This window comes from Mycobacterium lacus, assembly GCF_010731535.1.
Lineage (GTDB): Bacteria > Actinomycetota > Actinomycetes > Mycobacteriales > Mycobacteriaceae > Mycobacterium > Mycobacterium lacus.
Map to the genome: position 1 here is coordinate 4,707,265 of NZ_AP022581.1, position 24,254 is coordinate 4,731,518.

The 24,254-nt window shown below is 67.8% G+C and carries 14 protein-coding genes; 10 read left to right on the forward strand and 4 right to left on the reverse strand.

Annotated features, from left to right (window positions below; all coding sequences use genetic code 11):
• Nucleotides 1–98 precede the first annotated feature (98 nt).
• From G6N24_RS21735 to G6N24_RS21765, 8 genes are all read left to right on the forward strand, one after another.
• On the forward strand, nt 99–1,052 hold the full coding sequence (locus G6N24_RS21735) for a transposase (RefSeq protein ID WP_407938680.1): 954 nt from the start codon (nt 99–101) through the stop codon (nt 1,050–1,052).
• Nucleotides 1,033–1,464, forward strand: coding sequence for a transposase (locus G6N24_RS25970; protein ID WP_407938681.1), 432 nt, complete (start codon nt 1,033–1,035; stop codon nt 1,462–1,464). The genes G6N24_RS21735 and G6N24_RS25970 overlap by 20 nt, the downstream gene beginning before the upstream one ends.
• A 514-nt stretch (nt 1,465–1,978) precedes the next feature.
• A complete protein-coding gene (ag85A, locus tag G6N24_RS21740; RefSeq protein WP_085162429.1) occupies nt 1,979–3,004 on the forward strand; it encodes a diacylglycerol acyltransferase/mycolyltransferase Ag85A in 1,026 nt (341 codons plus the stop codon).
• Nucleotides 3,005–3,168: 164 nt separating this feature from the next.
• Nucleotides 3,169–4,074, forward strand: a complete 906-nt coding sequence (locus tag G6N24_RS21745) for an esterase family protein (protein WP_085162430.1) — start codon at nt 3,169–3,171, stop codon at nt 4,072–4,074.
• A gap of 180 nt (nt 4,075–4,254) precedes the next feature.
• Nucleotides 4,255–5,265: a carboxylesterase Culp6 gene (culp6, locus tag G6N24_RS21750; RefSeq protein ID WP_085162431.1), complete on the forward strand. Its 1,011-nt coding sequence runs from the start codon at nt 4,255–4,257 to the stop codon at nt 5,263–5,265.
• Nucleotides 5,266–5,497: 232 nt separating this feature from the next.
• On the forward strand, nt 5,498–7,387 hold the full coding sequence (gene fadD32, locus G6N24_RS21755) for a long-chain-fatty-acid--AMP ligase FadD32 (RefSeq protein WP_085162432.1): 1,890 nt from the start codon (nt 5,498–5,500) through the stop codon (nt 7,385–7,387).
• 13 nt (nt 7,388–7,400) lie between these two features.
• Nucleotides 7,401–12,656, forward strand: coding sequence for a polyketide synthase Pks13 (pks13, locus tag G6N24_RS21760; protein WP_085162433.1), 5,256 nt, complete (start codon nt 7,401–7,403; stop codon nt 12,654–12,656).
• On the forward strand, nt 12,646–14,199 hold the full coding sequence (locus G6N24_RS21765; RefSeq protein WP_085162434.1) for an acyl-CoA carboxylase subunit beta: 1,554 nt from the start codon (nt 12,646–12,648) through the stop codon (nt 14,197–14,199). Before pks13 ends, G6N24_RS21765 begins: the two co-directional genes overlap by 11 nt.
• A gap of 30 nt (nt 14,200–14,229) precedes the next feature.
• Here the strand turns inward: G6N24_RS21765 and G6N24_RS21770 are convergent, their stop codons facing one another.
• On the reverse strand, nt 14,230–16,029 hold the full coding sequence (locus tag G6N24_RS21770; protein WP_085162435.1) for an acyl-CoA dehydrogenase family protein: 1,800 nt from the start codon (nt 16,027–16,029) through the stop codon (nt 14,230–14,232).
• A 138-nt stretch (nt 16,030–16,167) separates the two neighbouring features.
• Nucleotides 16,168–16,635: a hypothetical protein gene (locus G6N24_RS21775; protein WP_085162469.1), complete on the reverse strand. Its 468-nt coding sequence runs from the start codon at nt 16,633–16,635 to the stop codon at nt 16,168–16,170.
• Nucleotides 16,636–16,806: 171 nt separating this feature from the next.
• Here G6N24_RS21775 and G6N24_RS21780 point away from each other — a divergent pair, with 171 nt between their 5' ends.
• Both G6N24_RS21780 and G6N24_RS23945 read left to right on the forward strand, forming a co-directional pair.
• Nucleotides 16,807–17,031, forward strand: coding sequence for a DUF1918 domain-containing protein (locus tag G6N24_RS21780; RefSeq protein WP_085162436.1), 225 nt, complete (start codon nt 16,807–16,809; stop codon nt 17,029–17,031).
• Nucleotides 17,032–17,291: 260 nt separating this feature from the next.
• Nucleotides 17,292–17,681 (forward strand): hypothetical protein, encoded by a 390-nt coding sequence (locus G6N24_RS23945; protein ID WP_163745599.1) that lies wholly within the window; start codon nt 17,292–17,294, stop codon nt 17,679–17,681.
• On the opposite strand, the gene embB is transcribed toward G6N24_RS23945, so the two are convergent.
• Both embB and G6N24_RS21795 read right to left on the reverse strand, forming a co-directional pair.
• Nucleotides 17,652–20,900, reverse strand: a complete 3,249-nt coding sequence (embB, locus tag G6N24_RS21790; protein ID WP_085162437.1) for an arabinosyltransferase EmbB — start codon at nt 20,898–20,900, stop codon at nt 17,652–17,654. The genes G6N24_RS23945 and embB overlap by 30 nt on opposite strands.
• The gene (locus G6N24_RS21795; RefSeq protein ID WP_085162438.1) at nt 20,897–24,208 is read right to left on the reverse strand and encodes an arabinosyltransferase domain-containing protein; all 3,312 of its coding nucleotides are present in this window, start codon (nt 24,206–24,208) and stop codon (nt 20,897–20,899) included. The genes embB and G6N24_RS21795 overlap by 4 nt, the downstream gene beginning before the upstream one ends.
• Nucleotides 24,209–24,254: the final 46 nt, after the last annotated feature.

A 24,254-nucleotide genomic window follows, 5' to 3' on the forward strand; every position in this document is an offset into this window, starting at 1 on the left:
AAGTGCCTGTCCTGCAATGGATAATGAGGTTTCTTCAAGTCGTCAGTATCCAGCGGGGAGGCACTTTCTAAGTGAACGGTAGCGCAGCGGGTCCGCGGGTGAAAGTATCAGCCGACGGTGCCGGTGTCGTGTCGCATGCCGGGGTGGGCATGCTGCGGGAGGTCGCCGATCTGACCGGGCTGTCGTCGCAGGTCACAGCCGTGTTGGCCGATACCTACCGGGGGCCGTGGATGCATGCACCCGGGGTGGTGTTCGCTGATCTGGCCGCGGCGGTGGCCGACGGCGCGGACTGCATCGATTCGGTCGGCGCATTGTGGGTGACCGCCAGCAGGCGTTCGGGCCGGTGGCCTCGACGAGCACGCTGTGGCGGTTGGTTGATGAGCGCATCGACGCCGCGCATCTGCCGGGGATTCGGGCGGCCCGCGCGCATGCCCGCGCCCAGGCGTGGGCGGCCGGGCGGCCCCGAGCACGGTGGGTGGCTGCACCTGGATGTCGATGCCACCATCTGCGTTGATCATTCCGACAACAAGGAAAACGCGGCAGCGACCTGGAAGAAAACCTTCGGATTCCACCCGCTGCTGGTGTTTTTGGACCGTCCCGACATCGCCGCCGGGGAGGCCTTGGCCGGGTTGCTGCGCGCAGGCAACGCCGGCTCGAACACCACCGCCGACCACATCACCGTTCTTGAGCAGGCGCTGGAATCGCTACCGGCGGCCTACCGTCCCGACCCGGACAACCCCGACGGGCCGGCGGTGTTGATCCGCTCGGATTCGGCCGGGGCCACCTACGGGTTCGCCGCGGCCTGCCGTACCGCGCACGTGGGTTCTCCTTGGGCGCGGTCATCGACTCCCGCGTGCAAAACGCTGTCGAGATCCTCAACGACGCCGATGCCTGGTATCCGGCCATCGACACCGACGGCGCCATCCGCGACGGCGCCTGGTCGCCGAGGCCACCGATCTGGTGGATCTGTCGGCTTGGCCGGCCGGCACGCGGTTGGTCCTACGCAAGGAGCGCCCGCACCCCGGCGCCCAGTTGCGGTTCACCGATTCTGACGGCCACCGGGTCACCGGGTTTCTCACCGACACCGCCGACGGGGCCATCCCCGGCCAGCTGGCCGGCCTGGAGTTGCGCCACCGCCAACACGCCCGGGTGGAAGACCGCATCCGCCAAGCCAAAGCCACCGGCCTGCGGAATCTACCGTTCAGTGCTTTTGACGCCAATGCCGCCTGGCTTGAAATCGTCCTGGCAGCCACCGATCTGATCGCCTGGACCAAACTGATCGGCTTCACCGAGGACCCGGACCTGGCGCGCTGCGAGATCGCCGCCTTCCGCTACCGGGTGCTGCACGTGGCCGCCCGCATCACCCGCGGCGCCCGCCAGGTTCGCCTGCGCATCGACGCCACCTGGCGCTGGGCCAAGGCCATCACCGCCGCCTGGATTCGCATCCGCGCCGCCTTCACCTAACCACCCGACCTCCCTGACCCGACCAGACGAAAGACCCCGGCCCCCAGGAAGCCCGCCCACCGGCACGACAGCCGGCGACCTGTCGCACCCACCTGCCAGAATCGGCGTCACCAGCCGGCCAGAACCCCGCTCACACCCCACCCATCAAGCAGCGCGAAAAATCGAGGTTAGCGAGCCGGCCGCAATTTCGGGCAACATCGACTGCCCGCCCGAGGCCATCGGGTCGCCGCGCGGTGAGAATACTGACAGCAACATCACAATTGAGTCTTCACCAGGCCGCAATGAACGGCCGGCACATGCGGAAATGCCGTTTCCGGCCGGCGTGTGAAGCGTGAAAATCGCCCTGAATTGCCGCCAAATCGCCGTCTCGGCGACCCGCTCGAGGGGAAAGCACACCCAAAGTTGTGGTTGACTACACGGGCACTGCGGCGCCTCGCGCACGCAGTCCGGCCTAATTCAGGACGCGCCCCAAGCACACGGTTGCGCTTAAACGGATGAGGATGAGGAAGCAAGAATGAAGCTTGTTGACAGAGTTCGCGGTGCCGTGACGGGCATGCCGCGCCGACTCGTGATAGGGATCGCCGGTGCGGCCCTCCTGTCGGGTCTGATCGGCGTCGTCGGGGGCTCGGCGACCGCCGGCGCGTTCTCCCGGCCGGGCCTGCCGGTGGAGTACCTGCAGGTGCCGTCGCCGTCAATGGGCCGCGACATCAAGGTCCAGTTCCAAAGCGGCGGCCCCAACTCGCCGGCGATCTACCTGCTCGACGGCCTGCGCGCGCAGGACGACTTCAACGGCTGGGACATCAACACCCCCGCGTTCGAGTGGTACTACCAGTCGGGCCTGTCGGTGATCATGCCGGTCGGTGGGCAGTCCAGCTTCTACACCGACTGGTACCAGCCCGCCTGCGGCAAGGCCGGCTGCCAGACCTACAAGTGGGAGACGTTCCTGACCAGCGAGCTGCCGCAGTGGCTGCAGAGCAATCGTCAGGTCAAGCCCACGGGCAGTGCCGCGATCGGCCTTTCGATGGCCGCCTCCTCGGCGCTCACGTTGGCGATCTACCACCCGGCGCAGTTCGTCTACGCGGGCGCGATGTCGGGTCTGCTCGACCCCTCCCAGGCGATGGGTCCCTCGCTGATCGGCCTCGCGATGGGTGACGCCGGCGGCTTCAAGGCCTCCGACATGTGGGGCCCGAAGGACGACCCGGCGTGGCAGCGAAACGACCCGTTGCTGAACGTCGGCAAGTTGATCGCGAACAACACCCGCCTCTGGGTCTACTGCGGCAACGGCAAGCCGTCGGATCTGGGGGGCAACAACCTGCCCGCCAAGTTCCTCGAGGGCTTCGTGCGGACCAGCAACATCAAGTTCCAGGACGCCTACAACGCCGGCGGTGGCCACAATGCCAGCTTCAACTTCCCGGACAGCGGCACCCACAGCTGGGAGTACTGGGGTGCGCAGCTGCAGGCCATGAAGCCCGATCTGCAGCAGACGCTGGGCGCCACACCCAACAACGGCGGTAACGGCACCAACCACCAGGGCACCTAAGTAATCCTGGGCTGACGGCAACACAACTAACGGCGGCGACCCTCGGGGTCGCCGCCGTTAGCCCTTTATCCCATCGGGCGCGGTGTGGTTAGCTACCTTGCGAGCCGGGGTTTGCCGCGGGAGCTGGATCGCTGTGCGCGCAGCGATAGACGAGGGAGGTGGACATGAGGGGCTTGTCGGCGCTGCTGCGGTTGCTCTGTGTTGTCGCGCTGTCGATCGGGTTGGGCGGTGTCACGCTGACGACGGGATCCGCGGGCGAGGCCCGGGCCGCGGGCTACGAGACCCTGATGGTGCCGTCGGGCGCGATGGGCCGTGACATCCCGGTGGCCTTCATGTCCGGCGGCCCGCACGCGGTGTACCTGCTGGACGCCTTCAACGCCGGCCCGGACGTCAGCAACTGGGTCACCGCGGGCAATGCGATGAACACGCTTGCCGGCAAGGGGATCTCGGTGGTAGCGCCGGCGGGTGGCGCGTTCAGCATGTACACCAATTGGGAGCAGGACGGCAGTAAGCAGTGGGACACCTTCCTGTCGGGCGAGCTGCCCGATTGGCTGGCAGCCAATCGGGGCCTGGCGCCCGGGGGCCATGCCGCCGTCGGCGCTTCGCAGGGTGGCTATGGGGCGATGGCTCTGGCCGCCTTCCACCCCGACCGGTTCGGCTTCGCCGGCTCGTTATCCGGGTTTTTGTACCCGTCCAACACCACCACCAACGGTTCGATCCTCGCTGGCCTGCAGCAGTTCGGCGGCGTGGACGGCAACGGAATGTGGGGGGCCCCACAGTTGGGCCGGTGGAAGTGGCACGACCCGTACGTGCACGCCGCGTTGCTGGCGCAGAACAACACCCGGGTTTGGGTCTGGAGTCCGACCAATATGGGGGCAAGTGATCCCGCCGCCATGATCGGCCAGGCCGGGGAGGCGATGGGCAACAGCCGGATGTTCTACCAGCAGTACCGAAGCGTCGGCGGGCACAACGGGCACTTCGACTTCCCGGGCGGCGGTGACAACGGTTGGGGCTCGTGGTCAGCGCAGCTGGGTGCCATGTCGGGCGACATCGTCGGCGCCATTCGCTAGTCGGGCGGCGCCCGCCGGCTGGCGACGCCCGCGGACGGACGGGCCCGGTACCGTGTAATTGGCGCGGCAGAGCGCGGTACGTCCCCGTCACACGCTGCGCGGGTGAGTTAGGGCGCGAAGGTGCGCGTTACCCCCCACCGCACTCCCGACGCGACCTACCGACTCTGTTAGCAGGAGAACATGGCCAACAACGCCCGGCGTAAACGTCACCGAATCCTCGCCTGGATCGCAGCCTGCACGATGGCCGCAGTGGTGGCGCTGGTCATCGTGGCCGTGGTGATCATGCTGCGCAGCCCTAAATACCCGCCCACCGCGGTGCCGCCCGGCGTCTTGCCCCCGGGTTCGACCACAACCCACCCGCACAAGCCCCGACCCGCGTTTCAGGACGCCTCCTGCCCCGACGTCGAGTTGGTGGCCGTTCCCGGTACCTGGGAATCGTCCCCGCAGGACAACCCGCTCGCCCCGACGGCGAACCCGAAGGCGTTGCTGCTCAACGTGACTGGGCCGATCGCCCAGCAGTTTGCCCCCGCGCGGGTGCAGACGTACACGGTTGCCTACACCGCGCAGTTCCACAATCCGATGAGCGCCGACGGTCAAATGTCCTACAACGACAGCCGGGCGGAGGGCACCCGCGCGATGGTGGCCGCGCTGACGGACATGACCAACAAGTGCCCGTTGACCAGCTACGTGCTGATCGGTTTTTCGCAGGGTGCGGTGATCGCCGGCGACGTCGCCAGCGATATCGGCAACGGCCGCGGACCGGTCGACGACGACCTGGTACTGGGCGTGACTCTGATCGCCGATGGCCGCCGTGAGCAGGGGGTGGGCAACGTGATCGGGCCGGACCCGGAGGGCGAGGGCGCCGAGATCACCCTCGCTGAGGTGCCGGTGCTGTCGGGCCTCGGCCTGACCATGACCGGCCCGCGGCCGGGCGGTTTCGGCGCGCTCAACGGCACGACCAACGAGATCTGCGCCCCCGGCGATCTGATTTGTGCCGCTCCCAAGGAGGCGTTCAGTCCGGCCAACCTGCCGACCACGCTGAGCACACTCGCCGGTGGCGCCGGGCAGCCGGTCCACGCGATGTATGCCACACCGGATTTCTGGAACCTGGACGGGGTGCCGGCGACGGTGTGGACGCTGAACTGGGCCCACGGGCTGATTGACCGCGCGCCACACCCCAAGCATGGGTGAAGCGGGCGTGAGTATGCGGGTGACGGGCACGATCAGCGGTACCTTGTGATTTGGTCTGCCGCGCGCCGCCCCTTAACATTAAGAGAAAATTAAGAGCTTTGTGGCTGACCCGATCGGGTCGAAGCGGGCAGCGATCGGTGCTTGCGGGCGCGAGTGTCGTTCGTGGGTTGGCCCGCGCGCAGATGTACCGTCGGCGGAGCCGACCTTAGAAGATGTGACAGGAGAGGGCGGCATGGCGTACCACAACCCGTTCATCGTGAACGGCAAGATCAGGTTCCCGGAGAACACCAACCTGGTCCGGCACGTCGAAAAATGGGCGAGGGTTCGCGGCGACAAGCTGGCCTACCGTTTCCTGGACTTCTCCACCGAACGCGACGGTGTCGCGCGCGACATACTGTGGTCCGAATTCAGCGCCCGCAACCGCGCCGTGGGAGCGCGCCTGCAGCAAGTCACCCAGCCCGGTGACCGTATCGCCATCCTGTGCCCGCAGAACCTGGATTACCTCATTTCCTTCTTCGGCGCGCTGTACTCCGGCCGGATCGCGGTGCCGTTGTTCGACCCGGCCGAGCCGGGTCACGTCGGCCGGCTGCACGCGGTGCTCGACGACTGCTCCCCGTCCACGATCCTGACCACCACCGACTCGGCCGAAGGTGTCCGCAAGTTCATCCGCAACCGCTCGGCCAAGGAACGGCCTCGTGTCATTGCCGTCGACGCGGTGCCCACCGAGGTCGCCGCTACCTGGCAAGAGCCGGACGCCAGCGAAGGCACCACCGCCTACCTGCAGTACACCTCCGGCTCGACCCGAATTCCGAGCGGCGTGCAGATCACCCATCTGAACCTGCCCACCAACGTGTTGCAGGTGCTCAATGCCCTGGAAGGCAGTGAAGGTGACCGCGGGGTCAGCTGGTTGCCGTTCTTCCATGACATGGGCCTGATCACGGTGCTGCTTTCGTCGGTGCTTGGGCACCCCTTCACCTTTATGACGCCCGCGGCGTTCGTCCGCCGGCCCGGCCGTTGGATCCGCGAACTGGCACGCAAGCCGGGGGAGACCGGCGGCACCTTCTCGGCCGCGCCGAACTTCGCCTTCGAACACGCCGCGATGCGTGGCCTGCCCCGCGACGACGAGCCCCCCCTGGACCTGAGCAACGTCAAGGGGATCCTCAACGGCAGCGAGCCGGTGTCGCCGGCGTCGATGCGCAAGTTCTTTGACGCGTTTGCCCCCTACGGTTTGAAGGAGACCGCGGTCAAGCCGTCGTACGGTCTGGCCGAGGCGACGCTGTTCGTCTCGACGACGCCGATGGACGAGCCTCCTACGGTCATCCACGTCGACCGCGACGAGCTGAACAACCAGCGCTTCGTCGAGGTGGCCGCCGACGCGCCGAACGCCGTCGCGCAGGTCTCCGCGGGCAAGGTCGGGGTCGACGAATGGGCGGTCATCGTCGACGTCGACACGGCCAGCGAGCTGCCCGACGGTCAGATCGGTGAGATCTGGTTGCACGGCAACAACCTGGGCGTCGGCTACTGGGGTAAGCAAGAGGAGACGACCGAGACGTTTCGGAACATCCTCAAGTCGCGGATCCCGGAGTCGCACGCCGAGGGAGCCCCTGACGACGGGCTGTGGGTGCGCACCGGCGACTACGGCACCTATTTCAAGGGGCATCTCTACATCGCGGGCCGGATCAAGGACCTCGTCATCATCGACGGCCGCAACCACTACCCTCAGGACCTCGAGTACACCGCGCAGGAGGCGACCAAGGCGTTGCGCGTCGGCTATGTGGCCGCGTTCTCGGTGCCCGCTAACCAATTGCCGCAGACGGTGTTCGACGACCCACATGCCGGTCTGAAGTTCGACGCCGAGGACACCTCCGAGCAGCTGGTGATCGTCGGGGAGCGCGCCGCCGGTGCGCACAAGCTCGACTACCAGCCCATCGCCGACGACATCCGGGCGGCCATCGCCGTGGGACACGGGGTGACCGTGCGCGACGTGCTGCTGGTATCCGCGGGCACGATTCCGCGCACCTCCAGCGGCAAGATCGGGCGCCGTGCCTGCCGTGCCGCCTACCTCGACGGCAGCCTGCGCAGTGGCGTGGGTTCCCCGACGGTCTTCGCGACGGAATCCTGAATGCAAGGTACGTATGTCTGAGATAGCCGAATCCCAGGAGAACCTGCCCGCCAACAAGACAGATATCACCGTCCCCGAGATGCGGCAGTGGCTGCGCAATTGGGTGGGCAAGGCGGTGGGCAAGTCACCCGACGACATCGACGAATCGGTGCCGATGGTGGAGCTGGGCCTAGCGTCCCGGGATGCCGTGGCGATGGCCGCCGACATCGAAGACCTCACCGGTGTCACGCTGTCGGTCGCGGTGGCCTTCCAGCATCCGACCATCGAATCGTTGGCCACGCGGATCGTCGAGGGCGAGCCCGAACAGGCCGACGACTCGGATGCTGTCGATTGGACGCGCCCCGGCCCCGCGGAGCGCGTCGACATCGCGATTGTGGGCCTGTCGACCCGGCTGCCCGGCGACATGAACAGCCCGGAGGAGACCTGGCAAGCACTGCTCGAGGGCCGCGACGGGATCACGGACCTGCCCGAGGGCCGCTGGTCGGAGTTTCTCGAAGAGCCGCGGCTGGCCGCGCGCGTCGCTTCGGCGCGCACCCGTGGCGGCTACCTGAGGGACATCAAGGGCTTCGACTCCGAGTTCTTCGCGGTGGCCAAGACCGAAGCCGACAACATCGACCCGCAGCAGCGGATGGCGCTGGAGTTGACCTGGGAGGCGCTCGAGCACGCCCGCATCCCGGCCTCCAGCCTGCGCGGCGAGGCCGTCGGCGTGTACGTCGGCAGCTCGACCAACGACTACAGCTTCCTGGCCGTGTCCGACCCAACGGTCGCCCACCCGTACGCCATCACGGGCACCAGCAGCTCGATCATCGCCAACCGGGTGTCCTACTTCTACGACTTCCGCGGACCGTCGGTCACTATCGACACCGCGTGTTCGAGTTCGCTGGTGGCCGTGCATCAGGGGGTGCAGGCGCTGCGCAACGGCGAGGCCGATGTCGTCATCGCCGGCGGGGTGAACGCCCTGATCACTCCCATGGTGACGCTGGGTTTCGACGAGATCGGCGCGGTGCTGGCCCCCGACGGCCGGATCAAGTCCTTCTCCGCCGAGGCCGACGGCTACACCCGGTCCGAGGGTGGGGGCATGTTGGTGCTCAAGCGGGTCGACGACGCCCGCCGCGACGGCGACCAGATCCTGGCCGTGATCGCCGGCAGCGCGGTCAACCACGACGGCCGGTCCAACGGCCTGATCGCGCCCAACCAGGACGCCCAGGCCGACGTGCTGCGCCGGGCCTACAAGGACGCCGGCATCGATCCGCGCACGGTCGACTACATCGAGGCACACGGCACCGGCACCATCCTGGGTGACCCGATCGAGGCCGAGGCGTTGGGCCGGGTGGTCGGCCGGGGCCGTCCCGCCGATCGACCGGTGCTGCTGGGCGCGGTGAAGACGAACGTCGGACACCTGGAGTCGGCGGCCGGCGCGGCCAGCATGGCCAAGGTGGTGCTGGCGCTGCAGCACGACAAGCTGCCGCCGTCGATCAACTTCGCCGGGCCCAGCCCGTACATCGACTTCGACGCGCTGCGCCTGAAGTTCACCGACACGGCCACCGACTGGCCGCGCTACGGCGGCTACGCCCTGGCCGGGGTGTCGAGCTTCGGGTTCGGCGGCGCCAACGCGCACGTGGTGGTGCGCGAGGTGTTGCCGCGTGACGTGATCGAACGTGAGCCGGAGCCGGAAGCCATGGCCCCCGCCGAACCGGCCCCGGCTGAGGCGCCCACATACGAAGGCCACGCGCTGCGGTTCGACGAGTACGGCGAGATCATCACCGACAGCGCCGCGGCCGAGGAGGGCGAGCCGGAACTGCCGGGCGTGACCGAGGAGGCGCTGCGGCTGAAGGCGGCGGCGCTGGAAGAGCTTGCGGTCCAAGAAGTTTCGCCCCCACTGATCCCGCTGGCGGTGTCGGCGTTCTTGACCTCCCGCAAGAAGGCCGCCGCCGCCGAGCTGGCGGACTGGATGGAAAGCCCCGAAGGCCGGGCGTCGTCGCTGGAGTCGATCGGACGATCGCTGTCGCGGCGCAACCACGGCCGCTCCCGCGCGGTGGTGCTGGCCCACGACCACGACGAGGCCGTCAAGGGCCTGCGCGCGGTCGCCGAGGGCAAGCAGCGGCCGAACGTGTTCAGTGTCGACGGCCCGGTGACCAACGGCCCGGTGTGGGTGCTCGCCGGATTCGGCGCGCAGCACCGCAAGATGGGCAAGAGCCTCTACCTGCGCAACGAGGTCTTCGCCGAGTGGATCGAAAAGGTCGACGCCCTGGTGCAGGACGAGCTGGGCTACTCGGTGCTCGAGCTGATCCTGGACGACGCGCAGGACTATGGCATCGAGACCACCCAGGTCACCATCTTTGCGATCCAGATCGCGCTGGGGGAGCTGCTCCGCCATCACGGCGCCAAGCCCGCCGCGGTGGTCGGCCAGTCGCTGGGTGAGGCAGCCTGCGCCTACTTCGCCGGCGGGCTGTCGCTGCGCGACGCCACCCGGGCGATCTGCTCGCGCTCGCACCTGATGGGCGAGGGCGAGGCGATGCTGTTCGGCGAGTACATCCGGTTGATGGCGTTGGTGGAGTACTCCGCCGACGAGATCAAGACGGTGTTCTGCGACTTCCCCGATCTCGAGGTGTGCGTGTACGCCGCGCCCACCCAGACCGTGATCGGCGGCCCGCCCGAGCAGGTGGACGCGATCATCGCCCGCGCGGAAGCCGAGGGCAAGTTCGCCCGCAAGTTCGCGACCAAGGGCGCCAGCCACACCCAGCAGATGGACCCGCTGCTCGGCGAACTCGCCGCCGAGCTGCAGGGCATCAAGGCGATGAGCCCGACATGCGGGATCTACTCGACCGTGCACGAGGGCAGCTACATCAAGCCCGGCAGCGACCCGATCCACGACGTCGACTACTGGAAGAAGGGGCTGCGGCATTCCGTCTACTTCACCCACGGGATTCGCAACGCCGTCGACAGCGGGCACACGACGTTCCTGGAGCTGGCGCCCAACCCGGTGGCGCTGATGCAGGTCGGTCTGACCACGGCCGCCGCCGGCCTGCATGATGCCCAGCTGATCCCGACGCTGGCTCGCAAACAGGACGAGGTCGAGTCGATGATCTCGACCATGGCGCAGCTGTACGTCTACGGCCACGACCTGGACATGCGTACTCTGTTCACTCGCGCGTCTGGCCCAGAGGACTACGCGAACATTCCGCCGACGCGGTTCAAGCGCAAAGAGCACTGGCTGCCCGCGCACTTCTCCGGTGATGCGTCGGTGATCATGCCGGGCACCCACGTCGCGCTGCCGGACGGCCGCCACGTCTGGGAATACGCGCCGCGGGCCGGCGATACTGATCTGGCTGCGTTGGTGAAAGCCGCTGCGACGCAGCTGCTTCCGGACGCTCAGTTGACCGCTGCCGAGCAGCGTGCGGTGCCGGGCGAGGGCGCGCGGCTGGTGACGACGATGACGCGGCACCCCGGCGGCGCTTCGGTTCAGGTGCACGCGCGCATCGACGAGTCCTTCACGCTGGTCTACGACGCCCTGGTGGCTCGCGCCGGTTCGGAATCGGTGTTGCCGACGGCAGTCGGTGCGGGCACGGCGATTGCCGCGCCGGCCGCTGTGCCGGTGGCCCCGGAAGCCCCGGTCGAGGAGCCAGAGGCGGAAACCCTGACCGACAGCCTGACCACCCGCTACATATCCGACATGGGCCGATGGTCACCCGATTCGGGCGAGACGATCGCGGATCGACTGGGCGCCATCGTCGGGGCGGCCATGGGTTACGAGCCCGAGGACCTGCCCTGGGAGGTGCCGCTGATCGAACTGGGCCTGGACTCGCTGATGGCGGTGCGAATCAAGAACCGGGTGGAGTACGACTTCGACCTGCCGCCGATTCAGTTGACCGCGGTGCGCGACGCCAACCTCTACAACGTCGAGAAGTTGATCGAGTACGCGGTCGAGCACCGCGACGAGGTTCAGCAGCTGCACGAGCATCAGAAGACGCAGACCGCCGAAGAGATCGCCCGGGCACAGGCCGAGTTGCTCCACGGCAAGACCGCCGAGACACCGGCGGAGCCCGCACCGCCGCCGGCGTCGGAAGTCCCGCTTCCGCCGGCGCCGACGGACCCTAGGGGCCCGTCCGGTGACGGGCAGCCGAACCTTGCGGCCGCCGCCGATGCGCTCAACCCGGAAGCGGTGGCCAAGGCACTCAACTCCGACGTGCCGCCACGTGATGCCGCCGAGCGGGTCACGTTCGCGACCTGGGCGATCGTCACCGGCAAGTCGGCGGGCGGCATCTTCAACCCGCTGCCCAAGCTGGACGAGGCCACCGCGGCCAAGATGGCGCAGCGGCTCTCCGAGCGTGCCGAAGGGCCGATCACCGCCGAGGACGTGCTGAGCTCGTCCAACATCGAGGCGTTGGCCGACAAGGTGCGCGGTTACCTGGAGGCCGGCACGATCGACGGGTTTGTCCGCACGCTGCGGGCGCGGCCCGAGGGCAGCCCGAAGTTGCCGGTGTTCGTTTTCCATCCGGCCGGCGGGTCGACGGTGGTGTACGAGCCGCTGCTGGGCCGGTTGCCGGCGGACACACCGATGTACGGCTTCGAACGGGTCGAGGGGTCGATCGAAGAACGTGCGGCCGCCTATGTGCCGAAGCTGGTCGAGATGCAGGGCGACGGGCCCTACATTCTGGTCGGCTGGTCGCTGGGCGGGGTGTTGGCCTACGCGTGCGCGATCGGGTTGAAGCGGCTGGGCAAGGACGTCCGGTTCGTCGGATTGATCGACGCGGTGCGCGCCGGTGAGGAGATCCCGCAGACCAAGGAGGAGATCCGCAAGCGCTGGGACCGCTACGCGCGGTTCGCCGAGAAGACGTTCAACGTCACCATCCCGGAGATCCCGTACGAGCAGCTCGAGGAGCTCGACGACGAGGGACAGGTCCGGTTCGTGCTCGAGGCCGTCAGCCAGAGCGGGGTGCAGATCCCGGCCGGGATCATCGAACACCAGCGGACGTCGTACCTGGACAACCGGGCGATCGACACCGCCGAGATTCAGCCCTACGACGGGCACGTCACCCTCTACATGGCCGATCGCTACCATGACGACGCGATCATGTTCGAGCCCCGGTACGCCACCCGCAAACCGGACGGCGGCTGGGGCGAGTACGTCTCCGACCTCGAGGTCGTGCCGATCGGTGGCGAGCACATCCAGGCCATCGACGAGCCGATCATCGCCAAGGTGGGCGAACACATGAGCCGCGCGTTGGAGGACATCGAGGCTGAACAGAGGGCCGCAAGTGAGCACTAAGACCACCGCCGAGCTGCTGGCCGAACTACGCGAAAAGCTGGAGCTGGCCAAGGAGCCCGGCGGTGAGAAGGCCGCCGCCAAGCGCGACAAAAAAGGTATCCCGAGTGCCCGTGCCCGCGTCCACGCCCTCGTCGATCCGGGCACCTTCTTCGAGGTCGGGGCGCTGTGCAAGACACCCGGGGATCCCAACGCGCTCTACGGCGACGGCGTGGTCACCGGCCACGGCTTGATCAACGGCCGCCCGGTCGGGGTGTTCTCCCACGACCAGACGGTGTTCGGCGGCACGGTCGGCGAGATGTTCGGCCGCAAGGTGGCCCGGCTGATGGAGTGGTGCGCGATGGTCGGCTGCCCGATCATCGGGATCAACGACTCCGGAGGCGCCCGGATCCAGGATGCCGTCACCTCGCTGGCATGGTATGCCGAGCTGGGCCGCCGCCACGAGCTGTTGAGTGGGGTTGTTCCACAAATCTCCATCATTCTCGGCAAATGTGCTGGGGGAGCGGTGTATTCGCCGATCCAAACGGATCTTGTGGTCGCGGTGCGCGACCAGGGCTACATGTTCGTCACCGGACCCGACGTCATCAAGGACGTCACCGGCGAGGACGTCACACTCGACGAGTTGGGCGGGGCCGACTACCAAGCCACATATGGCAATATCCACCAAGTCGTCGAGTCCGAGGCCGCCGCCTTGCAGTACGTGCGCGATTTCCTGTCCTTTCTGCCCGGCAACTGCTTTGACGACGCGCCGATCGTGAACCCCGGGCTGGAGCCCGAGATCACGCCACACGACCTGGAGCTCGACTCGATCGTGCCCGACTCGGACAACATGGCTTACGACATGCACGAAATCCTGTTGCGAATCTTCGACGACGGTGATTTCCTCGATGTTGCAGCACAAGCCGGGCAGGCGATCATCACCGGCTACGCGAGGGTGGGTGGTCGCCCGGTCGGCGTCGTGGCCAACCAGCCGATGCACATGTCCGGGGCGATCGACAACGAGGCCTCCGACAAGGCCGCGCGATTCATCCGGTTCTGCGACTCGTTCCGGATCCCCCTCGTGTTCGTCGTAGACACCCCCGGATTCCTGCCGGGGGTCGAGCAGGAGAAGAACGGGATCATCAAGCGCGGCGGGCGGTTCCTGTACGCGGTGGTCGAAGCCGACGTGCCGAAGGTGACGATCACCATCCGAAAGTCCTACGGCGGCGCGTACGCGGTGATGGGATCCAAGCAGCTGGCCGCGGACCTGAACTTCGCCTGGCCCACCGCGCGCATCGCGGTGATCGGCGCCGACGGGGCCGCGCAGCTGTTGATGAAGCGTTTCCCGGACCCGAATGCGCCTGAGGCGCAGGCCATTCGGAAGTCGTTCGTGGAGAACTACAACCTCAACATGGCGATCCCGTGGATCGCCGCCGAGCGCGGATTCATCGACGCGGTGATCGACCCGCACGACACCCGGCTACTGCTGCGCAAGTCGATGCACCTGCTGCGCGACAAGCAGCAGTGGTGGCGCGTCGCGCGCAAGCATGGGCTGATCCCGGTTTGACCGCGAGCAGACGCAAACTCGCCCATTTCGTCACGAAATTGGGCGAGTTTGCGTCTGCTCGCGGTCAAACGCCCCGTCGACCAGCTCGTCGAAACGGTCCAGCGCATCGTCGGAATCGGCGTCGATGCCGCGCAGCGGCCCGCGATCGGCGAGATACCGCTGCGTGTAGAGCCGGGCGACGAGCGCCTTTCGTTCGGCGCCAAGGGTTTCCCGCTCCCAGGCCGCCTGCTCGGTGAGCAACGCCGCGGCGTAGACGTCGCCCATGAACTGGGCCAGCGGGAACAGCCGGGCCTCGGCGATATCCCGGTCCAGTTTCGTCCAGGCCGCGATCGCCGCGTCGAGATCGTCGATGCGGCCCGCGACCAGGCGGGTGGTTTCGTCGTCATCGGAGACCGACACCGCGTCATGCAACCGCGCCAACAACGTCTCGTGGGCGCGGGTCTGCTCGATGCCACGCCGCACGTCGAGGCACAGGATGTTGTCCGGGCCCTCCCAGATGGTGTTGACCTGCGCATCGCGCAAAATCCTTGCCACCGGCCAGGTCTCGATGTAGCCGTTGCCGCCGTGGATCTCGATCGCGTCGGACGCCGCGGTGATCCCGAGCCGGCAGACCTTGAGCTTGGTGACCGGCACCGCGATGCGTTGCCGGATGCTTCTGGGCTGGCGGTGGTTGGTTGCTCCGGTGCCGTCGAACACCAGCGCCAGCGCCGCTTCGACGTCGACGATCATCTCGGCGAGCTTGCGGCGCATGAGCGGCTTGTCGATCAGCGCGCCGCCGAACGCGCGGCGCGCCCCGGCGTAGCACAGCGATTCGACCAACGCGCGGCGCGCGTTGCCCAGCGCGAACAAGGCGATACCCAGCCGCGCCGCGTTGGTCAGCTCCATCATGCGAGCGAGTCCCTTGCCGTCGGACGGGCCCGAATCTGCAGAGGGTTCGCCGGACAGCAGGAAGGCCTCGGCGTCGACGAATTCGACCTCGCCGGAGGCGACCGAGCGGGTGCCCAGCTTGTCCTTCAGGCGGCGGACGCGCACCCCGTTGCGCGAACCGTCGCGGCGCGTGCGCAGCACCAGGAAGTTGGCGACGCCACGGGTCGAGTCGGGGGCGCCCTCGGGTTTGGCCAGCACGACGAACGCCTCGCCTGCGCAGTTGGACGCGAACCATTTGAACCCGTTCAGCAGCCAGGCGTCCCCGCTGCGTCGAGCGGTCGTCTCGAGCGCCCCCAGATCCGAACCGCCGGTCCGCTCGGTCAGTAGCTGCGCCGTTTCGCCGGCCCACTCGCCGGAATCGAACTTGGCCAGGACGTGGTCGGCCACATCGGCCGGTGCGTGGGCGGCCACCAGCGACTGGACCATGCCGCCGCCGGTGCCCAAAGCGCAGCCCATCCCGATATCGGCCTGGTTGAGCAGGTAGTTGGACGCGAACATCGCCAGTGACGGGCTCACGGATGCACGTCGCGCCTCGTGACGCAACGCCTGCTGGGCATCCAGAACCGCGCGTTTGGACTGGGTGAACGACGCCGGCATGACGACCCTGCTGATGTCGTGTCCCCACCGGTCGTAGCGCTCGAGCCGGGGTGGGTTGCGGTCGGTCTCCTCGGCCCACCGCGCCACCGGGCCGCCCATCAGGTCACCGATTCGCGTCAGGTGCGGTTGTGCGAACGCCAGCTCGTCCGGCTGCAGGTAGTACGCCATCATGTGCTGCAACGTGGGATCGGTGAGGTACCAGTTGAGACCGATAGCGCCCGGATAGTTCTCCGTGCGGTAGCGCTCGGATTTTTCCGGGGTCGAAAATGCGAGCCGGTCGACGGCCTCGGCGGCGTATTCGCTCATGTGTTGTTGCTATGCCAACCCGCCGCTGTTTGGCAAGGTCACCATCGCCCGGGCCGGCGGGGCATCAACTCGATGTGGGCCGGTGACGAAGACCAGACGGGGATCGCCGATTCGCCGCGTCCACCGGTTCACCCGCAATCACGCGGCCCGGGGAAGATCCGGGTTGACCCTTGCCGTTTGCTGCGTCGGCCGACTGGGAGTCGGGGCCCAGCCAACGTAGGTCAGGTACAGCCCGACCAGCGTGAAGACAACGCAGAGCGCCACCCACCACGCCTGCGCGCCGATCATCGCGTTGGCTACCGAAGCGACAGCCTTGGGAAAAGCCAGCAGGAACAGGCCGCGCAACGTCACAAGCCAGCCCAGCAGGGACACGATGATCGCCGCGGCGCCTCGCCAGTATTGGTGACCGGCGACGATGACAAGGCCAAACACCAAGATAAACGCGCCGGCCACCCAGGCCCACAGTGAATTGGCCTCGAACTGGGAAATTAGCGACCGCATGTCCGAAGCGCGCGCCACTGCGATGACATCAACGATGACAAGGAAGGGTCCGAGCACGCGGGCGAACATGCGCGTCCGGGCCTGCGACTGTGGTGAAACGTTCATGGCCATACCTCCATTTGACACCTGTATCGGACCACTGAGCCGAATTGCCGCGATAGGGACCGAAGTCCCGTTGGTTTAGGTCATTCGTCTATCGGTGACTTTTTTCCCCTCGCCCAGCCAGCCGGCCGAGGGGCATGATGGGACGTGCAGCCAACGACAAGGGAGTCGAGGATGAAGGCCAACGTAGGTGACTGGCTCGTGATCAAGGGCACGACGACGGAGCTGGCGGATCAGCGTGGGCTGATCACCGAGGTGCACGGGACCGATGGCGCACCGCCGTATGTGGTGCGCTGGCCGAACGACCATGTGACAACGGTGTTTCCGGGCTCGGACGCGCTCGTCGTTACCGCGGCCGAACAGGAGCAGGCCGACGAACGAGCCCGGCACAAGGTCTGAGGGGTAGTCCCCTCGTCGGCTTATGTCGGCCTATACGGGCACCACGAACTCGGACGTGTAGCACTCGGCCGGGAATTCGGGTCGGGCGCGCGACGATCACCCAGACGCCGGTGGTGCCGGGCCGAATATCGTCTCGAATGGCCACCGTTCCGTTGGCGGCCGCGTCGGTGTCGAGGCCGGCGAAGGCGGTGCCCGGGTCGCCGGGACCACAGGTGGCCGACGACGGCCGCGGGTGCTGGATCAGGCCGACGTCGTAGTGGGTGCCCGGCTGGTTGGGGATCGTCACACGCACCTCCGCGACCACGCTCGACCTCGACGCGTGGATGAAGGCTATGCCCGTGCCCAGCATCGGGCGTGGCACCATCGCCGCGGTGGCGATGCGGCTGAAATCGCAACGCCGCAGAGCCGCGTCCAAAACAACCGTCGTGGCACCGGTCGACCCCGGCGGCGCCTCGGCCCGGTCAACCGCAAACGTCGCCCCCAAGAACGACACCACGGTGACTGCCGCCGCAAATGTCGCCGAGCGTGTCAGCGTGCGCATCGTCCCCACCGTCTTTACCCGTTACATCCCCACCCAACGAAGAACGGTATCGACGGTTATTTGCGCAACTAAACCATTTTTATGGCTTTATCCTGATCTGACCCGGTGACCACAGTCCGCTGCGCGTTGCTGTACTCAAGTCCAATTGTGCGGGAGGGGCGTCCACGAGGGTGTCGAACTCGCGCAGCGACCCCCAGTCGCGGCCCCAGTCCCGGGACAGGTAGGTGGCCATGACGTGGGCCCGCAACAGCAGGTCGGTGATGCCCAGCAGGCCGCCGTTGACGCCGTCCTCCCAGGTGTCGGTGTCCATCTTTTTAGCCGAGTAGTCCGGTGTGATGCGGAACTTCGGGATCTCGGTGACGCCGTTGACATGCAGCATCGGCTGCTGGCACGGGAATGCCAGCCCCACCGCCCAGTCCAGCAGCACCGGCTGCGTCGAGCCGACGTATTCCTGCAGCGAGCGCAGGTCCGGCACCCGCGGCGGGGTCACCGCGATCCAGTCTTCCGGCGTCAGCGACAGGTCCTCGGCGACCACCCGGACCGCGACGGCGTCGGCGGGAACCTTGTCTCGGGCGTAGCGCAGGTTGCGCCAGGCCTTCGGCTGCTCGCCATACAGGTCGTCGGGCACCAGCCGCCCAGCGGGAACCACGTTGCCGTCCGGGCCGGGTTTGCCGTATTCCAGCACCACGGTCTGCCCCGGTGTGTAGCCGTGCAGCACGCTGTTGCCGGCGATCTTGCCCGCGGCGGTCACCACCACCAGCGGATGTCCGTCGTCCGGTTTGGGCAGCCAGTACCACGCCGACGTGAGTCGGCTTTCCTGCTGCACGCCGGAGGTGTAGGTGCCGGCCAGCGGAACCCGCGCGGGGTCCAGCCCGTAGGGCAGCGGCACACTGGAACCATTGATGCCCGGGGTCTTCAGTTTTGTCGGCGCATCCCAGTCGTAGTCGGTGCCAGGCTGGTTGGGCTTCATCACGATCGCCTCGGCGACGGTATGGTCCGGCACCCCGTCGGGTGTGAACCCCACCGGGTTCACACCACCCAGCGGACCGAGTGGGCCGTAATCGCCGGGCTGAGGCGTCATGAATCCCGCGTTGGTGTCCGGCTCGACGAGCACGTCGTCGGCCAGCCCGCAGCCGCCGGTGAAGGCCCGCAGGTTTGCCCAGCCGTTGGAGTAGGTGGGGTACTGGCGCACGACCCCGGCTACCATCGACGCGACAAACACCAGCGCCATGAAGCCGGCGGCGACGGGCACCGGGGCGCTGGTCACAGCGCGGCTCAACCGGCCCTCGCCGCTGCCCCGGGGAGCGAAGTGCAACGAGGCCGCGTACAGTGCGGCGATCGCGAACAGAACGAAAAATATTGTGCTGACCGTGATTCCGGCGACCTTCGGCATGGTGCTGTTGAACGGCACGCCGTAGCTCGAGACGTACCACCAGCCGTTGGTGGTGGCGAAGCACAACGCCAGCATGAACAGCAGCGCCGCCAGGAACGCCATCCGGTTGCGTGACCAACGCAGCACCGCCGGTGACACCAGCACGGTGGTCAGCGCGGCCATCGCCGCTCCCACCGCGGCGAACAATCCGAAGTGGTGCACCCACTTGGTGGGGGTGAACATCAGGAAGAACATGGTGGCGAAGATGATGCCCATCAGCCGCCACGCCGGACCGCGCGCGACGCCGGGAACTCGCTTGCGCCGCAACATGATGAACACCGCGGTGAATAGGCACACCGCGGTGATCAGGAAGCCGAATCGGCGCGACAGCGAACCGTCCACGGTGGGCAGGATCAGGTAGTAGTAGCGCAGGTTCTCGGTGTACCACGCCTGGCTGGGCCCGATCGCGGTGCGAATCCTGGTGGCTTCCAACACCGTTGACAGAGTCTGGTCGGCGAAGACCACGGGGAGGATGACCGAACCGGCCGCCAGCAGCGGGGCCACCAGCGGCCACGTGCCGACCACGCGATGACGGCGCACCAAGATCCGCAGGATCGGCCGGCCGCCGGCGACCAGGGCGGCCACCGCGATCAGGCCCGTGGGCTGCACACCCAGGGTGAACGCGGCGGTGACGACGGCCAGCGCGGCCGGTGTCAGCCGGCTGTATCGCATGGACCGCTCGATCAGCACGTAGGTGACCAGCGAGCCGAGCGCGATGATGGGCTCGGGGCGCAGGCCGTTGTCGAACGGCATCCACGCGGTCAGCAGCACCATCGCGGCCGCCCAGTTGGCGGGCTTGCTGGCCGCCACCGCCGGCCCGAGTCGGGGCAGCACCTCACGCGACAGCAGCAGCCAGCACACCAGCCCGGCGATCAGGACCGGCAGCCGCATCCACAGGCTGGCGTCGCTGACGTGGGTCATCAGCGCCAGCAGGTTGTAATACCAGCCGAACGGATCCTCCGGGCTGCCGAACCAGCGGAAGTAGTTGGACATGTAGCCGGCACGGTCGGCGACGCGCGCCATGCCCAGGATGTAGCCGTCGTCGGAGGAGTTCGCGCCGATGACGTGCCAGAGCAGGAAGCCGAAGATCACCACGGCGTCGGTCAGGGTGAAGGTGCGCCAGTTCGCCGGAATCATCCGGCGCATCCGGTGGCCGTCCAGCTGGTCGAGGCGCCACAGCGCGATGAGCGCGACGACGGTGGCCACGATCGCGCCCACGATCGCTAGCAGCTTCAGGGTCGTCGGGGTGGTGGAGAACCTGGTGTCGATGGTCGCCGACAGCCGCAGCCCGGGCGGCGCGGGACCGGTCAGATCGGTGAACACCCCGACGATCTGCGGGCGCAGGTTCGGATCGGGGAAGCCGCTGCGCAGCGGCTTGCCCGACGGGTCGGTCAACCCGACGAACGTGGCGAACGTGCCGGCACGGGTCGACGTGATCTCGATGCGCTGGCATTGCGGGGAGGCGACCTGCTCCCGCGGGACGGACAGGATCACCACGTTGCGGTCGGTGACGTCGACGCGCCGGGTGCTGACGACGACGAACAACGCGTTGAGATTGGCGTCCTTGCCCTGCTTCGGCGCGGTGCCAAGTACCACCCCGCCGGCGGGTGGCAGGTCGCGCACGATGCCGCACGGCACGGTGGCGGTCATATCGACCGGCGTCAGCGAAATCAACGGCGCCGTAACGCTATTCAGGCGCCCATTTTGTGGCCAGTTCAGCGTCGCGGTGGTCTGCACGACGGGCAGCAGCGGCGTCGCGACCGACAGCACGAAGCCGATCAGGCCCGCGATGGTGGCAACCCAGCGCGTCACCCCCACCCGCTTGCGAGCAGACGCAAAAGCACCCGAAATCGCCCGATTTCGGGTGCTTTTGCGTCTGCTCGCGCTCTGTGTCATGGGAGCGCCCTAATCGGTCCTTGCCGGCTCCAGCCGGGCACTGTGATAAAGCCCTGTTGGACAACGGCTTCCGGCGCCTGCGCGGCCGGTACCAGGCGGTAGTACTGCTCCACCGAACCCCAGTCGCGATACCAGTCGCCACGCAGGTACGTCGAGATCGTCGACGTCCGCAGCAGCCCCTGGGTGAACAGGAACGGCCCGCCGGTCGAAGCGGACTGCCACAAGTTCGACGACACCGCGGTCTGCTTGTGGTCGGGCAGGATGCGGTACTGCGGCAGTTCGGCGACACCTAGGTGCTCGGAAAATGGCCGTTGGCAAGGGAAATTGGCCGCCGTCGCGATGTCCATCAGCACCGGGGTCCGCGATCCGATCAACTGCTGCAGCGTTTCCAATACGGGGACTCGCGGCGGCGTGAACGCGAACCACTGCTCGGAACTCAAGTTCGGGTCGTAGGCGACGATGCGTGCCACATCGGCCTCCGGCGGGGCCCAGGTCAGCGGGAAGCGCAGGTTGCGCCATGCCGGCTGCGGCCCGAGGTCGATCGGATACACCTCCCCGAGCGGCGCGATGCCGCCGTCGGGGCGGGTCACGCCCCATTGCAGTTTCAGCGACTGGCCATAGACGAAGTCGCCGTCCTCTTTGTAGGACCAGATGGCGCCGGCGGCGGCGACCGCCACGATCGGCTGGGCCCCGATGTGCTCCTTCCAATCGGCGGGCAGCTGGTACCACGCCGAGGTGGCCGTCGCGGCCACGTTGTTCTCGCCGTAGCTGCCCATCACCGGGGTGCGGGCCGGGTCCAGGCCGAACGGCAGCGCCGCGTGCGACCCGTTCACCCCGACCGGGCCCTTGCCTCCGGCGGTGCCCGCCGAGTCGGTGATGGCCGCGTTCGGCTTGTTCGGTGACGCGTCGGAATTGACCACCCCGGGCTTGCTCACCACCGGGTCGGACTTCAGGTCGTCGCCCACGCCGTCGGGTTTGAAGCCCACCGGGTTGACGCCGCCGAGCGGGCCGTCGGGTCCGAAGGTCTGCCCGCCAACCGGTTGCAACATGCCGGCATTGGGGTCGGGTTCGGCCAGCACGTCGTCGGCCATGGCGCAGCTGGTGGGGCGCGGGCCGGGGCTCGCGGAAATCACAGTGGCCAGGTTGGCCTTGGCCGTGGTGTACAGGGGGTAGCGGGACACCGCGCCCTTGGCCATCGAGCCGACCTCGCCGAGGACCATGATCGTCGCGACCACCAGCAGCGGCGCGGAGGCCAGGACGCGGTTGCGCCGGTTGTCCTTCACCTCGGTGTGCCCGGCGTAGTCAATGCGGAAGTGGTACCACGCCGCCAGCAGTCCGGTGACGATCGACAGCGTCAGAAACATCGACGTCACCGGGTGGCTGGCGATGACGGGCTGGATGTCATACCACGGCACCCCGTAGTTGCCGACGTAGAACCATCCGTTGATGCCCGAGGTGGCCCACGCTAGCACGAACAGCAGCGCGGTGACATACAGCGCCAGGTTGCGCCGGCTGTGCAGGCCGATCCGGGCGACGGTGAACGCGGTGACCGCCCCCAGCGCGCCCGCCAGTCCGGCGAACGCGCCGAACTGCACGGCCCACTTCGTGGGGGTGAACGTCAACAGCAGCAGGCCGATCGCGGTGGTGCCGATCAACCGCCAGGCCGGTCCGCCGGCCAACCCCGGCACCCGGCCGCGGCGCAGCAGCACGAACAACATCCCGAACAGGCACAGCAGCAGCACCAGCACGGCGAACCGCCGCGCCATCGAACCGTCGGCGTTGCTCTCGACCGTGAGGAAGTAGTAGCGCAGGAAGTCCTGATACCAGGCGATCGTCGGCCCGACCTTGTATTTGATGCGGGCGGACTCGGCGACCGTGGCCAGCGTCTGGTCCCGGAACACCACCACGGTGATCGACGACAACGACGCCGCCAGGACGGCTAGCGGTGCCAACACGCCATCGGTCGCCCGGCGCCGCCGAATCGTCTGGGCGATAACACGGGAACCGGTCAACAGTGGGGCCAGCGCGATCAGCCCCTGCGGTGCCAGCGTGGCGGTGAGCATCGCGACGATGATGGCGACCGCGGCCGGGGCCAGTCGGCCTAGCGCGATCGAGCGCTCCACCAACATCCACGTGACCAGCACACCCAGGGCGATCAGCGGCTCGGGCCGCAGGCCGTTGTTGAACGGCAGCCAGGCGGCCAGGAACACCGCGCCCGCGGTGAACACGGCCACCCGGTTGGACGCCAGGCCGCCCTTGCCCGGTCCCAGGCGCGGTAGCGCGCAACGGCTGATGATCAGCCAGCACGCGATCCCGGCCAGCGTGGCCGGCAGTCGCATCCACACGCCGGCGGTGCTGGCCGACGCCAACCGCGCCAGCACCGAGAGGTACCAGTCAAACGGTGCCTCGGTCGTGCCGAAGTAGCGGTAGTAGTTGGCCACGTAGCCCGCCTTCGGGGCGACCCTGGCGATGGTCAGGTTGTAGCCGTCATCCGAGGAGGTGGCGCCGATGACATGCCAGAGCAGCAGGGTGGCGATCACACCGGCGTCGGCCAGCCACGTGGCCGCGCCCGCTAGCCGGGGAGCGATCAGGGAGCGCCAGCTGACCGGCGGGTGGTTGCCCCGGCTGCGGCGGTCCATGACCGCCAGCGCGAGGATGGCGCCCAGGACCGCCAGCGCGCCCAGGACCATCGCGATCTTCTTTGTGGCGGTGGGCATGGTGATGAACCGGGTGTCGACGTCGATGCGGGCCGACAGCCCCGGTTGTGCGGGGACCTTCAGGTCGGTGAAGAGGCCACCGACCTGCGGCTTCTTTTCGGTTGGCAGCTTTCCGACGGCACCGGGCATGCCGACGAAATCCGCGCCGGCGCCGCCGACGCCGGCCCAGATGTGCAGCACGCTGCAGGCTCCGGCGGCGACCGCCGAGCGGGGTGCCACCGCGGCCACCGTGTCCCGGAACGCGGCGACGACCGTGTCCTTGTTGGCGCGCACGAACAGCCCGTGTTTGCCGGTGTCCACCCCGCCGGACGGCAGTGTGGACAGCACCAGGCCGCCATCGGCGGGCAGGGTGGCCATCGCCGAACAGGGGATGGAGATGTCCAGCGCACGCGGCGCCCCGGAAACCAGTGGGGCGGTGATCTGGGTGACGTGCCCGTCGGTCGTGAGGCTTTGCGGCCAGACGATCGTCGCCGTGGTCTGCCTCACCGGGAGCAACGGGACCGCGGCGCACAACAACAGACCGGCGATTCCCGAGACGACGGCCACGAGCCGCGCGACCCGTTGCGACCGTTCATTACCGTCGTGGGGCACGAGGGTCGATCGTATGCGACGCCGCTGAGTGCTTTGAGGATGCGGG